Here is a 14,345-nt window from a genome sequence, read left to right as displayed (position 1 = left end):
TCAATCCTTTCCCGACATGCTGCACATGACGTCCAGCATGCCTTCAATCGTATAAGTGTCAGGCACATGGGATGAGATCCCGTATTCCAAGAGCGCTTTCTCTGTCAAAGGGCCGATGCTGATATAGCTCGCACCGCTGTTTTCCCACGCTTTTTCTCCGTCTCCGACCGCGTGCATAAACGTATGCACCGCCGATGAGCTGGTAAACGTAATAAAATCAAAATGAGAGCGGGATGCAGCCCGTCTCAGCTCGTCCATGCCTTTTTCATCCTGAATGGTATTGTATAACACCCATTCCCTTATTTGATAGCCAAGCGGCTCAAGCTCCGCTTTTATGACATCGCGTGATAAATTGCCCTTTATCACTGAAATGGGTTCGGCAGCTGATGCGTGCCGTTTTAAAGTATCAGCCAGACATTCCGCCACATACTCTTCAGGCATCGCATCCGTCCGGGCTCCCCGCTCTTTCAGGGCGCGCGCAGTCTTTTCACCGACGGCTGCGATTTTTTTCCGTCCCGAAAGCGCAAGACCGTGACGATCAAGATAGGAAAAAAAGAACCGGACACCGTTTACGCTTGTAAACACAAGCCATCCCGGCTCAGAAAGGTCTTCCCGGAGACTGTCCGCACATTCATCCGGGAGCGCTTCCTGAAAAGCGATCAACGAAGCGGAAACAGCCGTTCCGCCGAGCGCCTCCACTTTTTTTCGGAACGGTGCGGCCTGTCTTTTGTTCCGGGTGACAAGCACGGTTTTTCCTTGTAAAGGAAGGTCATTTGCCATCCTGATCGAGCTCCTGTTTTACACTGTCGATTAATGCTTTGGCTCCTTTTTCAGACATCATCGCCGCACAGCGTTTTCCGATTTCTTCCGGATCATGTCCCGCCGCTGTTTCTTTATAAATCGTCTTTCCGTCCGGAGACGCGACAAGACCGACGAATTCAACCTCATCCCGGTCATTGACGGACGCATACCCGGCTATCGGCACTTGGCAGCCGCCTTCCATCGCGTGTAAGAAAGCCCGTTCGGCTGCCACCGTGCGCTGCGTATACTCATCGGTAAATTGCGCAAGCAGCTTCAAAAGCTCCTCATCCGACTCTCTGCATTCAATGGCAAGAGCGCCTTGGCCGACCGCAGGCAGACAGCGGTCCGGTTCGAGAAATTCAGATACGACATCATCTTTCCAGCCCATTCTCGAAAGCCCCGCAGCCGCTAAAATAATAGCATCGTAATCTTCCGTTTCAAGCTTTTGAAGTCTCGTATCGATATTGCCTCTGATCCACTTAATTGTAAGGTCAGGGCGTTCAGCAAGAATCTGGGCGCTTCTTCTTAAACTGCTGGTGCCGATGATGCCCCCTTCTTTTATGTCGTCCAGCTTTTGATGCCCTTTTGAAATCAGCGCATCACGCGGATCCTCACGTTTCGGTATGCAGCCTATGACAAGACCCTCAGGCAAAACGGCGGGCATGTCTTTCATGCTGTGAACCGCCATATCAATCTCCTGATGCAGCAGCGCCTGTTCAATCTCTTTGACAAACAAACCTTTGCCGCCCACTTTTGACAGCGTAACATCGAGGATGCGGTCGCCTTTTGTGACAATCTCCCGGATTTCAAAGTCATAGGAAGGGTTCAATTCCTTCAATTTGTTAATCACCCATTTTGTCTGGGTCATAGCCAGTTTGCTCCGTCTGGAACCTACCTTAATCGTTCTCATTTTCTTTCCTCCCGAATCTGTTTGGGCGCGTGCGTTAACTGAACCAATGGAATTGCGACAGGCTTCCGAGCAGGAAGTAATTAATCATCAGCACGAGAAAACATGCTGAATTCCATAACGCCGCCACTTTTCCCTGCAGTTCCTTAATCATTCTGATATATAAATAGTAGCTGTATAAAAGCAGCACAATAAACGAACCGAGCACTTTTGAATCAAACCAGTACAGCGTTTCCAGCGACACATACGCCCAGATCACGCCTAATATCAGGCTCAACAGCAGCATCGGAACCCCGATGACATTTAAAACGTAAGCCATATAATCAAGTTTTGACAAATCTTCAATTCTCAACAGCCATTTTCCCCACTTTTTCTTCTTTAATAAAGAATATTGAAACTGATAAAGAAGCGAAAAAACAAAAGAAAGGGAAAAAGCGCCGTAAGACAGAATCGCCATTGTAATATGAATGACCAAAAGTTCTGAGACCAGCTGGCCGGAAAAAGCGGCCGAATGCTGATCCGTCGGTGAAAACGTATGGATCGCAATCATCGAGAAACCGATGACATTCGTGAAAAACACGATAAAATCAACGCGCAGAATCTGCGTGACCACAAGTGAGAGCGTGACAAGCACCCACGCATAAAAGTAAAGGGCCTCTGTAATATTCAAGACCGGAAATCTGCCCGTCTGCCACATGAAATAAGAAAGATAGACGGTTTGCAGAGTCCAGACAATAGAAAGCAACCAGAAGGCCATTTTCCCAGCCTTCCGGTTGTGTTGAAGAAAATCTATAAAGTAAAAAAGGACGCTTACTGCATAAATAACAATTGTCGCTTCATTAAGTCTTGCCATTGCTGTATCAATCATACAGCCCTCACTCACTTACAAGCGGACGTAAGCCCGTTTTTGCTTCTGCCTTTTGAAACGAATGAACCGTCTGGCGGTTATCCAGGCTTTTGTCCAGCTGGCGGCCGGCCTCTTCCTCAATATCGAAAATCTGCATAAACAGCTTCAGCTTTTCATCTGAATCCGCTTCAGCCGCAAGCTCTTTCGCTTTCAGAATCGGGTCGCGCAGCATTTGGTTAATGATGCTTTTCGTATGTTTGCTGAGAAGTTTTTTCTCTCTTACCGTCAGATGAGGCAGCTTGCGCTCAATGCTCTGCATCGTATCGGACTGGATGGACAGCGCCTTTTCACGCAGCGCCGAAATGACCGGCACAACGCCGAGCGTATTAAGCCACTGCTTAAACTCAACAATTGCCGCTTCAATAAACAGCTCGACTTTTTCAGCGGTTTCACGGCGTTCTTGTAAGTTGGCTTCAACGATTCCTTCAAGGTCATCAATATCATACAGAAAAACACCTTCAAGATCGTTCAGCGCCGGATCGAGATCTCTCGGCACAGCGATATCCACCATAAATAACGGACGGCCTTTCCGCTGTCTGCCCGCTCTCTCCATCATTTCTTTAGACACGACGAAATCACTTGCGCCTGTCGAACTGATTAAAATATCAGCTTCAGCAAGTGCATGTTCAAGCTGGTTTAAGCTGCGCGCTTCTCCGGAGAAACGGTCAGCAAGCGCTTTTGCCTTCAAAAACGTTCTGTTGATGACCGTTACTTTGCCGATACCCTGACCGTGCAGGTTTTCTGCGGCGAGCTCGCCCATTTTTCCCGCACCGAGAATCAAAATGTGCTTATTTGACAATGAGCCGAAGATTTTTTTCGCGAGTTCAACGGCGGCGTAACTGACGGAAACGGCATTGGCGCCGATATCGGTTTCGGCATGCGTGCGTTTGCCGACGGTCACCGCCTGTTTAAACAGCTCATTGAAAATGGTGCCGATCGTCTTTTCTGCCTGCGCCGTTTTAAAGCTCGAGCGGACCTGGCCGAGTATTTGCGTTTCTCCGATGACCATGGAATCCAAACCGCACGCCACACGGAATAAATGCTCGATCGCCGCGTCGCTCTCATAAAATTTCAGAAACGGAGACAGCTCTTCTTTCGGCAGCGAGAACCATTCGGATAAAAATGTCTTTATATAATAACGGCCGGTATGAAGCTGGTCGACCACCGCATATATTTCGGTGCGGTTGCAGGTTGACACGATAATGTTTTCAAGAACGCTTTTTTCTTCTTTTAAACGGAGCATCGCTTCTGCAAGCTCATCCGGCTGAAAACTTATTTTTTCACGTATTTCAATAGGGGCGGATTTATAATCTACTCCCACAACAAGAATATGCATCGCTTTCATGCACCCCCGTACATCGCAATTTATTTATAATCATTCTAACATAGAATTTATTATTTAGAATGATTATAACATAGTTTCTTCGGAAAAAATGTGAACAGATTTCAAAAATGTTGTGCTATAGTATAAAAAGCTCGTTTCCACTGTAATCATCATACTAAAAATCCTTTACTGCGGGTAGGTGACAGGATGAAAAAAACATCAATTTTATTACCGGGACTTCTGCTTGCCGCTTCATTATTCGCATGGCTTCAGAGCGGACAGGTTCACCTGTTTGCGAATCAGGGGGAATGGCCGGTGCTCCTTATGCTCTTGGGCGCCATGCTCTCGTACCAGGGCAAAAAGGAAGCGGCCGGGCCTCACGTCCTGATCGGCATGCTTCTTTTCGGCATAGGTTTACACTTTTTCGCCAAACCTGAGCTCTCATGGTGGCCGGGAGATTTTGAAATGATTCTCTTCGTCTTCGGATTCTCCTTATTTGCGGCAGCCAGAAAAGAATATGTATACGAAGCGGTTGCCATGATTGGTTTTTCCCTCTTTTTATACTTCTTTAAACAAATTACGGCGTGGCTGGAGTCCGTCCATATTCCGACGGAACACTTCAAAACATACTGGCCGTATGTTTTCATCGGAATCAGCCTTTTATTATTGTTTATCAAGCGGAACAAAACTATACGATAAAACCCAAAACGCACTGCGTTTTGGGTTTTTCATTACCGGCTGATCATTTTTTTAATGGCTCCCCATGCTTCATCTTTGCCTTTTTTCGTTTCAGAGGAAAATAAAATCAGCTCATCTTCAGGATCCATATCAAGCGTCTGTTTGACAACCTTTAAGTGCTTGTCCCATTTTCCTTTTGGAATCTTATCCGCTTTTGTCGCGATAACGATGACGGGAATGCCGTAATACTTCAGGAATTCATACATGTTCACGTCTTCAGCAGACGGCGCGTGCCTGAGGTCGACAATCTGCACGCAGGCTTTCAGCTCTTCACGGGTCGTCATATAGGTTTCAATCATTCTCCCCCATGCTTCCCGCTCGCTTTTGGAAACTTTCGCAAATCCGTACCCGGGAACGTCGACAAAATGCAATTCATCATTGATGATGTAAAAGTTTAGGGTCTGTGTTTTCCCCGGTTTTGATGACGTTCTGGCCAGGTTTTTCCGATTGATTAATGAATTGATAAAAGATGACTTTCCTACATTTGATCTTCCCGCCAGCGCGATTTCCGGAAGCCCTCCATTAGGGTACTGTTCGGGTTTGACCGCGCTGATCACGATTTCTGACTTTGTGACTTTCATTTCTTCTCTCCTACTAAGGCATGTTCCAAAACGTCATCCAGGTGAGAAACGAATATAAACTTCAGTCCTTCTCTGACGCTTTCTGGAATATCCTCTATATCTTTTTCGTTATCTTTAGGCGCAATAATAGTGGTCAGGCCCGCTCTGTGCGCGCCGAGCGCCTTTTCTTTCAGTCCGCCGATCGGAAGCACGCGGCCCCGCAGCGTGATTTCTCCCGTCATACCGACTTCGCGTTTTACCGCACGGTCCGTTAATGCTGAAACGAGCGCCGTGGCCATCGTAATTCCGGCAGAAGGGCCGTCTTTCGGCACCGCTCCTTCAGGGACATGGATATGAATGTCATACTTCTCATGGAATTTCGGGTCGATTCCGAACTGTTCCGCTTTCGAGCGGACATAACTGAAAGCGGCCTGCGCTGATTCCCGCATGACATCTCCAAGCTTCCCGGTCAAAATCAGCTTTCCTTTTCCCGGTGACAATGACACTTCGATTGACAGCGTATCTCCGCCGACCGTCGTATACGCAAGCCCCGTGACAACCCCGATTTGATCTTCGGTTTCCGCCTGTCCGTATCTGAATATCCGTTTTCCGAGATAGTCGGCCAGATTTTTCTCTGTAACGGTAATGCGTTTTCTTTCCTCAGACACAATGGCTTTTGCAGCCTTTCGACAAATGGCGGCAATCTGGCGTTCAAGCGTTCTCACGCCGGCTTCCCTCGTATAGTAGCGGATGATGTCCGTAATCGCCTGATCCCGAATCTGCAGGCTGCTCTTTGTGAGCCCGTGCTCTTTGATTTGTTTCGGAAGCAGGTGGTCTTTCACGATCTCCAGCTTTTCGTTTTCAGTGTAGCCTGACAGGCTGATAATCTCCATTCTGTCTCTGAGAGGTCCCGGTATGGAAGCAAGGTTATTCGCAGTCGCGATAAACAGCACTTTCGATAAATCGAACGTCTCTTCAATATAGTGGTCGCTGAATGTGCTGTTTTGTTCCGGATCCAGCACCTCAAGCATCGCCGAAGACGGATCGCCTCTGAAATCAGACGACATTTTGTCGATCTCATCCAGGAGAAAGACCGGATTTTGTTTACCGGCTTTTTTCATCCCCTGTATAATACGGCCCGGCATCGCTCCGACGTATGTGCGCCGGTGCCCGCGGATTTCAGACTCATCGCGCACTCCGCCCAGTGAAATTCTCACAAAACGGCGCCCCATGCTCGTACTGATTGATTTTGCAAGAGATGTTTTACCGACTCCCGGAGGTCCGGCCAGACAAAGAATCGGACCTTTCAGCGTTTTCGTCAGCTGTTTCACGGCCAAATACTCCAAAATCCGCTCTTTCACTTTCTCTAAGCCGTGGTGCTCTTTATCTAAGATTTCCCCGGCTTTTTTAATATCAAGTTTATCTTCTGTTTCATCCGACCACGGAAGGGCGATGAGCCAGTCAATATAGTTGCGGATAACAGAGCTTTCCGCTGAGCTTGACGGCACTTTTTCGTAACGGCTTAATTCCTTAAGCGCCGTTTCTTTGACACGCTCAGGCATGCCTGCTTCTTCTATCTTTTCCGTGAGCGACTGAACTTCGCCGGTTTTTCCTTCTTTGTCGCCAAGCTCCTTCTGAATGGCTTTCATCTGTTCACGCAAGTAGTATTCCTTTTGAGTGCGTTCCATCGAACGTTTGACGCGCTGACCGATTTTTTTCTCAATCTCCAGCACTTCTTTTTCATTATGAATGGAACGGATGACCTTATTCAGACGTTCTTTAATATCCGCCGTTTCTAAAATGTCCTGCTTGTCCTTTAATTTCAGCGGGAGATGAGAAGCGACGATATCCGCCATTCTGCCGGGCTCTTCAATATCAGTCACAGCCGCATACGTTTCTGCGGAGATTTTTTTAGAAATTTTTATGTACTGGTCAAAATGGTCCAGCAGCGTCCGCATAAGCGCTTCGTCTTCCACGTCTTTTGAATCATCCTCATGCATCAGCTGTATATCGACCGAAGTATAATCTTCGAGCTCGGTGTATTCAAGGATCTGCGCCCGCTGAATTCCTTCTACAAGCACTCTGATCGTACCGTTGGGCAGCTTCAGCATCTGTTTAATTTTTGTATAAGTGCCGACGGCGAAAATATCCTCTTCACCCGGTTCGTCTATCGAAATATCCTGCTGAGTGGCTAAAAAAATCATATGATCATGCATCATTGCCTGTTCAAGAGCCTGAACCGACTTGTCACGGCCTACATCTAAATGTAAAACCATTGTCGGGTATACCAATAAGCCTCTTAAAGGGAGGAGCGGGATGCTGCGTTTTGTATCTTCTGCCATGTGACTGACACCTCCGTGACTTTAGTATGAACCATTATAATACAACTTTTTCATCGTTGTACAATTCCGGGATCGGGCAAAATCGGCTTATCCGCCTGCCCTGTATATAAAACAGTCTCTTCGTAGTATACCCTTTCTTTCTGTTCTGAAAAAGGAAAAGATGTCCTCCATAAAAAAACCCCATTATAAAAATGGGGTTTATACGGATTCTTTATTCATTTGGATATCAAACGGTTTTTGTTCTGAAGGAGGGTCAACCAATATGACGTCCAGCACTTCCTGGAACGTTTTTACCGCTTTAATGGTGATTCCGTCTATTCGTTTCAGAATGGACTGCTGATTTTCATATGGGATAATGACCGTTTTTGCTCCGGCCTGTTTTGCGGCTTTAATTTTCGGAATGACGCCGCCGATCGGTTTGACAAGCCCCGTCAGGCTGATTTCTCCCGTCATCGCCACTGTATGGTCGATCGGGATGCGGTGAATCGCGGAAAAAATCCCCGCGGCCATCGCGATACCTGCTGAAGGTCCGTCAATCGGGCCTCCGCCCGGAAAATTGACGTGAATGTCATAGTCTGAAGGTTTGATGCCCATTGTGCGCAGAACCGTCAGAACATTTTCCACAGATCCCTTTGCCATGCTTTTGCGGCGGATCGACTTCGATTGGCTGCCGATGCTTTCTTCCTCTGCAATTCCCGTGATATTCAGGCTTCCTTTGTCCTGCGCAGGTGTGACATTCACTTCGATTTCCAGCAATGCGCCGCTGTTCGGCCCGTAGACAGCAAGTCCGTTCACGATGCCGACTTTCGGTTCATCGGCGATTTTCTGCTCATTTTTAGGTGTAAGCTGACTGGAATGAACAACCCATTCTATATCTTCTGTCGTAATTTCTTGTCTGTCCTCAGTCACCGCCATGCCGGCGGCGATCTGGATCATATTGACGGCTTCACGTCCGTTTCTCGTATATGCGGTCAGCACACTGAGAGCTTCGTCAGAAATCTCTTTCTGAATTTTGTCGGCTGCTTTTTTCGCAACGATTTTAAGTTCATCCTTTTCCAGCTCGCGGAAAAATACTTCAAGACAGCGCGAACGGATGGCCGGCGGAATTTCATTCGGCATTCTCGTTGTCGCTCCGATCAAACGGAAATCTGCCGGAAGCCCATTTTGAAAAATATCATGAATGTGATTCGGTATTTGCGTATTTTCTTCACTGTAATACGCACTGTCTAAAAATACTTTTCGATCTTCAAGCACCTTCAGCATTTTATTCATCTGAATCGGATGAAGCTCACCGATTTCATCAATAAACAATACCCCGCCGTGAGCATGGGTCACAGCCCCCTGTTTCGGCTGCGGAATGCCTGCTTGGCCCATCGCACCCGCTCCCTGATAAATCGGATCATGCACTGAACCGATAAGCGGATCGGCAATCCCCCGTTCATCAAACCGCGCGGTCGTCGCATCAAGTTCAACAAAAACAGCCTGCTTTTGAAACGGTGACTGTTTATGTTTTTTCGCTTCTTCCAATACCAGCCGCGCCGCAGCCGTTTTTCCGACTCCCGGAGGACCGTAAATAATGACGTGCTGCGGGTTCGGTCCGCAAAGCGCTGCTTTTAACGCTTTAATTCCGTCTTCCTGGCCGACAATGTCCTGAAAGCTTTTCGGCCGCACCTTTTCTGATAAAGGTTCTGATAAACTGATGGCGCGCATTTTGCGCAGCTGTTCCATTTCTTTTTTTGATTCTTTATCTATCGTCACTTTTTGTGTACGCTGGTTTTTGAGCAGATTCCAAAAATATAATCCGATGACTATCCCGAAAAACAGCTGTACAAATAATGCGATCCCTGTCCAACTCATGCTGGTCCCTCCTGAAAAAACGATTTATGTATCCAATTCATTCCTCTGTCCGCTAGTATCTCCCAGCAAAGCCCGGAATAAACATTTTCAGAAGGGTCAGGACAAGAAAAAAACCTCCTGATCAATTCGAGTCAGGAGGTTTTGTCATGTTATGCTGATGTTTTATCTTGGCCGACAACTGTGCCGTCTTTTAATACAAGACGCGGTGCTTCACCGTCTGCGACTGTCGCTCCGGTAATGACACATTTTTCAATATCATCGCGGGACGGCAGATCAAACATCACGTCAAGCATGATGCCTTCAATGATAGAACGCAGGCCGCGTGCGCCTGTTTTACGCTCGATCGCTTTTTTCGCAATTTCAGATAATGCCTCGTCTTCAAATTCAAGCTCGACATCATCAAGTTCTAACATTTTCTTGTATTGTTTGACGAGTGCGTTTTTCGGTTTAGTCAGAATTTCAACCAGTGCCGTTTCGTCAAGCTGCTCAAGACTTGCAATGACAGGAAGACGGCCGATGAATTCAGGAATCAGACCGAAACGGAGCAAGTCTTCCGGAAGAACTTTAGAAAGCAGTTCTTCTTTTTCCAGGTCTGCCGCTTTATTATCTGACCCGAAACCGATGACTTTTTGTCCGAGACGGCGTTTGATGATTTGTTCAATGCCGTCAAATGCACCGCCGCAAATGAACAGAATGTTCGTCGTATCGATCTGGATGAATTCCTGATGAGGATGTTTGCGTCCTCCTTGAGGCGGCACGCTTGCAACCGTTCCTTCAAGAATTTTCAGCAGCGCCTGCTGAACGCCTTCGCCTGATACGTCACGTGTAATGGACGGGTTTTCAGACTTTCGCGCTACTTTATCGATTTCATCGATATAAATAATGCCTTTTTCTGCTTTTTCCACATCATAGTCCGCTGCCTGAATCAGCTTGAGGAGGATGTTTTCTACGTCCTCACCGACATATCCGGCTTCAGTCAGAGATGTAGCGTCCGCGATCGCAAACGGCACGTTCAGAATACGGGCAAGCGTCTGGGCAAGAAGTGTTTTCCCGCTTCCAGTCGGTCCGATTAAAGAAATGTTACTTTTAGAAAGCTCAACATCATCCACTTTACTGTTGGAATTGATGCGTTTGTAATGGTTGTATACCGCAACCGCAAGTGATTTCTTCGCCTGATCCTGTCCGATGACATATTCATTCAGAATCTCACGGATTTCCTGCGGCTTCGGAACGTCTTTAAATTCGACTTCTTCTTCCGTACCAAGCTCTTCCTCTACGATTTCTGTACAGAGCTCAATACATTCGTCACATATATATACACCCGGTCCTGCAACCAGCTTACGAACCTGATCTTGCGTTTTTCCGCAGAACGAGCATTTCAATTGTCCTTTTTCCTCGTTGAATTTAAACATTCTTTCACCCCTTAATCTTGTCTCACTTTTTCTTTTACCTGAAGGGCAAAAGAAAACGGTTCTTGCTACGATCGAGTATGTATTGCATTTTACCATACTTTCCAGTAAGACGGTAACAATGTGTTTCGCACTTGCACATTCTATATGTATGACGAAAAACAGCCCGGCAATGACTATCTTGCCCCAAGAAAAAGAGTTATATCATAATTGTACAAAACAAGGCACGAATTAATCGCGCCCTGTTTTATTATGTCTATTATTATGAACCATATTAACGGTTTTCTACAAGAAAATCAATTGCTTTTCGAACTTTTAAATCTTCTTTCATCGCGTCAGTTGAACCGATTGCCTGCTTGATGTTTTCAACCGGCATGTTGTAAGCTTCAGCCATTTTAGTCAGCTCAGCTTCAACTTCTTCGTCTGTTACTTCAAGGTTTTCAACTTGAGCGATCGCTTCAAGAGTCAGGTTTGATTTTACGCGTTTTGCGGCATCTTCTTTCATTTGCTCTTTTAACGCGTTTTCGTCTTGGCCTGAGAATTGAGTGTAAAGCTCAAGGTTCATGCCTTGCATTTGCAGACGCTGTTCGAATTCTTTCAGCATGCGGTCAAGCTCAGTGTCGATCATCGCTTGAGGAACATCAGCTTCAGCGTTTTCAGATGCTTTCAGAACAAGCTCTTCACGCAATTTAGCGTCAGCTTCGTTTTCTTTTGCTTCTTCAAGGCGTTTTTTTGTTTTCTCAGTTAATTCAGCAAGCGTTTCAACTTCTTCGTCAATGTCTTTTGCGAATTCGTCGTTAAGCTCAGGAAGCTCTTTCGCTTTGATTTCATGAATTTTCACTTTGAAAACAGCTGGTTTTCCAGCAAGCTCTTCAGCGTGGTACTCTTCAGGGAATGTTACTTCAACATCCTTTTCAGCGCCTGCTTCAAGGCCTGTTAACTGTTCTTCGAAGCCCGGGATGAATGAACCTGATCCTACTTCAAGTGAGTAGTTCTCAGCTTTTCCGCCTTCAAACGCTTCGCCGTCAACGAAACCTTCGAAGTCAAGAACGACTGTATCGCCGTTTTCAACAGCGCCTTCTTCTTTCACGACAAGCTCAGCCTGACGCTCTTGAAGCGCTTTAAGTTCGTTTTGTACATCTTCGTCAGTAACGGCAGTGTCATCTTTTTCGATTCCTAAGCCTTTGTAGTCGCCAAGTTTCACTTCCGGTTTTACAGTCACTTTTGCAGTGAAAATCAAGCTTTCGCCTTTTTCGATTTTTTCAACATCGATTTCAGGGCGGTCTACAGGCTCAATGCCGGCTTCTTCAACCGCTTTAGGGTATTCTACAGGAAGTAAAATATCTAAAGCATCCTGGTAAAGAGCTTCAACGCCGAAACGCTGTTCGAATAAACCGCGGGGAACTTTCCCTTTGCGGAATCCAGGAATAGAAACCTGTTTTACTACTTTTTTAAATGCATCATCAAGAGCTGTTTTGAACGTATCCGCATCAACTTCAACCGTTAATACGCCTTCGTTGCCTTCTTGTTTTTCCCATTTTACAGACATGTGTTTCCCTCCAAAAATCTATTCAGGTTGTGTCGGTCTTCCATTCTAAAGCAATACGCGGCTTTGTCAAAGAAAAAACCGCTTTGAATCAGAATCATTATGTAATGAACTGGCAGCCTGTCCAACCGTAATTCTCATTTCAGTTAAACCGCTATACATAAATACAACCACTATATTATAACATAACGCCTACCGCTTTCAACTATATGGTGTGATTTACAAATAAGAAATTTCTTCAATATCCTTAATCATCGTGCAGGCTTCTTCAAGTTCGCGGCTGTCAAACTCGTACATCATATGAAGTTCCTCCGGCTCAATGTCAATACCGTGCATCTCGTAACCGACCTTATGAAGCGCCGCCGCCCATAAATCTGCGTTCAAAAACTTCGGCATAAAAGGGTGCAGGACGTACAGATGCCTTCTCCACAGCTCCTCGACGGCAGCGTATAATGTAGGGTTTTCATTGCCGAGCGTTTCATCAAGCACCCGGAGAACGCGATGCAAAATCGGAGCCGCATCAGGCTGAACCGTTTCACTCGGAACCGCGGTCATTGAATCGCCGAATTTTGTAATATGAACCGGCTTGCTGTAGTCATGCTCCGCCATCAGCGTCAAAATCATCGTCTTGATAAGCGGATGCGCGCCCGGATCTTGAAGAATCGTTTTTAAGAGACCCGTGTATTTTGCAATATTGCGGTCTTTGAGAGAATGAATCAGATTCATTTGTTCAGCGGGGCTGTTCAGCACTTTTTCCGCATCAAGAATGTCCTCGTATTCCTCCTCCCACGCTTCATCCTGCTGGTCGGGATCGGTCATTTTGCGGCTGAATTCGAGCAGCCGGTAGAATTGCTCCGCACTTTCTGCGGGCAGCTGGTTTTCTTCCAGCACAGCTTCAATTGTGCTTTTGACTTCTTCATATTGTTTCAGCTGAATTAAAATGGTCATGTACACCTGCAGTACGGTGAAATAATGGCCGTACCCTTCATTCAGCATTTTCTCGCAAACTTGTTTTGCTTCTTCCAATTCCCCGAGTTCCAGAAAACAAATCGCCATGCCTAAATGTACGTCGGACTCGGTATCGCCGTGGCTTACCGCCTCTGAGAACAGTTCGAGGGCCTCCTGATACTGTTTATCCTTCATGGCGGCCATCCCTTTATCAACCAAGCGTTCTTTCAGACGGGGGAAAGGAATGATATCAGCTTTTTTCTTGTCATGCGTCATACTTTATTTCCTTTCAGGCGCTATTTTTTTCAAGTGTATCAACACGCGTCAGGAAACACAAGAAAGGATGGCGCGCACGGTAAAAAAAGCCGCCGGACAGATGCCGGTCGGCTTTTTTCAGGCTTGAAGCCATGAACTTCTTTTCGATTCAAACTGCTGTATGTCGTCTTCCAGCAGAAGCGTTAATGAAATTTCATCATAGCCGTTTATCAGCATTTCCTTCCAGTGAGGATCGACTTCAAATGAAATCTCTTTTCCTTCACTGTCGTGAATGAGCTGGTTTTCCAAGTCAACCGTCATGTTAAGAGACTGATTTTCATATTGACCGGCGAGTTTTTTCCACTGATCATACGGCATACGGATGGGAAGCATACCGTTTTTAAAACAGTTTTGATGAAAAATATCGGCAAATGACGGAGCAATGATGATTTTGAAGCCGTAATCATCCAGCGCCCAAGGAGCGTGCTCACGGGATGATCCGCAGCCGAAATTCTCTCCGGCAATTAATATGGACGCGCCTTCATAGACTTTGCGATTTAATTCAAATTCAGGATCAGGCTCACCGTTCTCAAGGTATCTCCAATCAAAAAACGCGAATCTGCCGTATCCTGTTCTTTCAATTCTTTTCAAAAACTGTTTCGGAATAATCTGGTCCGTATCGACGTTGATCCGGTTTAAGACAGCCGCTTTTCCCGTATGCGTTTTTAAAGGTTCCATCTTTTCGCGCACT

The 14,345-nt window shown here is 46.3% G+C and carries 12 protein-coding genes; 1 reads left to right on the top strand and 11 read right to left on the bottom strand.

What is annotated here, in order from left to right; all coding sequences use genetic code 11:
- Genes HWY38_RS14950 through hemA form a run of 4 tightly spaced genes read right to left on the bottom strand, consistent with a single transcriptional unit; the run spans window position 1 to window position 3,951 of the window.
- Entirely contained in the window at window positions 1-780 is a 780-nt protein-coding gene (locus HWY38_RS14950; RefSeq protein WP_224182129.1) for a uroporphyrinogen-III synthase, read from the bottom strand.
- On the bottom strand, window positions 770-1,711 hold the full coding sequence (gene hemC / locus HWY38_RS14945; RefSeq protein ID WP_224182128.1) for a hydroxymethylbilane synthase: 942 nt from the start codon (window positions 1,709-1,711) through the stop codon (window positions 770-772). The genes HWY38_RS14950 and hemC overlap by 11 nt, the downstream gene beginning before the upstream one ends.
- A 34-nt stretch (window positions 1,712-1,745) precedes the next feature.
- Entirely contained in the window at window positions 1,746-2,576 is an 831-nt protein-coding gene (locus tag HWY38_RS14940) for a cytochrome c biogenesis protein (protein WP_007408154.1), read from the bottom strand.
- Between the two features lie 7 nt (window positions 2,577-2,583).
- Entirely contained in the window at window positions 2,584-3,951 is a 1,368-nt protein-coding gene (hemA, locus tag HWY38_RS14935; RefSeq protein ID WP_003152628.1) for a glutamyl-tRNA reductase, read from the bottom strand.
- Window positions 3,952-4,146: 195 nt separating this feature from the next.
- Here hemA and HWY38_RS14930 point away from each other — a divergent pair, with 195 nt between their 5' ends.
- A complete protein-coding gene (locus HWY38_RS14930; protein ID WP_032873795.1) occupies window positions 4,147-4,638 on the top strand; it encodes a hypothetical protein in 492 nt (163 codons plus the stop codon).
- Between the two features lie 32 nt (window positions 4,639-4,670).
- Here HWY38_RS14930 and yihA read toward each other — a convergent pair whose 3' ends face one another.
- From yihA to leuD, 7 genes are all read right to left on the bottom strand, one after another.
- Window positions 4,671-5,258 carry a ribosome biogenesis GTP-binding protein YihA/YsxC gene (gene yihA / locus HWY38_RS14925; RefSeq protein WP_007612895.1) on the bottom strand — a complete coding sequence of 196 codons (588 nt, stop codon included), beginning with the start codon at window positions 5,256-5,258 and terminating at the stop codon, window positions 4,671-4,673.
- Window positions 5,255-7,579: an endopeptidase La gene (gene lon / locus HWY38_RS14920; protein ID WP_052827698.1), complete on the bottom strand. Its 2,325-nt coding sequence runs from the start codon at window positions 7,577-7,579 to the stop codon at window positions 5,255-5,257. Before lon ends, yihA begins: the two co-directional genes overlap by 4 nt.
- Window positions 7,580-7,777: 198 nt before the next feature.
- Entirely contained in the window at window positions 7,778-9,436 is a 1,659-nt protein-coding gene (gene lonB / locus HWY38_RS14915) for an ATP-dependent protease LonB (RefSeq protein ID WP_224182127.1), read from the bottom strand.
- Between the two features lie 149 nt (window positions 9,437-9,585).
- Window positions 9,586-10,848, bottom strand: a complete 1,263-nt coding sequence (clpX, locus tag HWY38_RS14910; protein WP_007408149.1) for an ATP-dependent protease ATP-binding subunit ClpX — start codon at window positions 10,846-10,848, stop codon at window positions 9,586-9,588.
- Between the two features lie 271 nt (window positions 10,849-11,119).
- Complete coding sequence (tig, locus tag HWY38_RS14905; RefSeq protein ID WP_224182126.1) at window positions 11,120-12,394, bottom strand: trigger factor; 1,275 nt, start codon at window positions 12,392-12,394, stop codon at window positions 11,120-11,122.
- Window positions 12,395-12,610: 216 nt separating this feature from the next.
- On the bottom strand, window positions 12,611-13,615 hold the full coding sequence (gene ddcA / locus HWY38_RS14900; protein ID WP_012118117.1) for a DNA damage checkpoint antagonist DdcA: 1,005 nt from the start codon (window positions 13,613-13,615) through the stop codon (window positions 12,611-12,613).
- A gap of 117 nt (window positions 13,616-13,732) precedes the next feature.
- Window positions 13,733-14,332 carry a 3-isopropylmalate dehydratase small subunit gene (leuD, locus tag HWY38_RS14895; protein WP_007408146.1) on the bottom strand — a complete coding sequence of 200 codons (600 nt, stop codon included), beginning with the start codon at window positions 14,330-14,332 and terminating at the stop codon, window positions 13,733-13,735.
- Between the last annotated feature and the right edge of the window lie 13 nt (window positions 14,333-14,345).

The sequence above is a fragment of the Bacillus sp. KS1 genome (assembly GCF_020075515.1).
Taxonomy (GTDB): domain Bacteria; phylum Bacillota; class Bacilli; order Bacillales; family Bacillaceae; genus Bacillus; species Bacillus velezensis.
Note: the sequence above shows the minus strand (reverse complement) of the source record. Positions and strands in the feature narration are given on the sequence as shown.

Excerpts from the sequence above, each read along its gene's own strand:
- HWY38_RS14930 (WP_032873795.1), top strand. The coding sequence starts at position 4,147 with ATGAAAAAAACATCAATTTTATTACCGGGACTTCTGCTTGCCGCTTCA.
- clpX (WP_007408149.1), bottom strand. The coding sequence starts at position 10,848 with ATGTTTAAATTCAACGAGGAAAAAGGACAATTGAAATGCTCGTTCTGC.
- HWY38_RS14950 (WP_224182129.1), bottom strand. The coding sequence starts at position 780 with ATGGCAAATGACCTTCCTTTACAAGGAAAAACCGTGCTTGTCACCCGG.
- HWY38_RS14940 (WP_007408154.1), bottom strand. The coding sequence starts at position 2,576 with ATGATTGATACAGCAATGGCAAGACTTAATGAAGCGACAATTGTTATT.
- tig (WP_224182126.1), bottom strand. The coding sequence starts at position 12,394 with ATGTCTGTAAAATGGGAAAAACAAGAAGGCAACGAAGGCGTATTAACG.
- lon (WP_052827698.1), bottom strand. The coding sequence starts at position 7,579 with ATGGCAGAAGATACAAAACGCAGCATCCCGCTCCTCCCTTTAAGAGGC.
- hemC (WP_224182128.1), bottom strand. The coding sequence starts at position 1,711 with ATGAGAACGATTAAGGTAGGTTCCAGACGGAGCAAACTGGCTATGACC.
- yihA (WP_007612895.1), bottom strand. The coding sequence starts at position 5,258 with ATGAAAGTCACAAAGTCAGAAATCGTGATCAGCGCGGTCAAACCCGAA.
- hemA (WP_003152628.1), bottom strand. The coding sequence starts at position 3,951 with ATGCATATTCTTGTTGTGGGAGTAGATTATAAATCCGCCCCTATTGAA.
- ddcA (WP_012118117.1), bottom strand. The coding sequence starts at position 13,615 with ATGACGCATGACAAGAAAAAAGCTGATATCATTCCTTTCCCCCGTCTG.
- lonB (WP_224182127.1), bottom strand. The coding sequence starts at position 9,436 with ATGAGTTGGACAGGGATCGCATTATTTGTACAGCTGTTTTTCGGGATA.
- leuD (WP_007408146.1), bottom strand. The coding sequence starts at position 14,332 with ATGGAACCTTTAAAAACGCATACGGGAAAAGCGGCTGTCTTAAACCGG.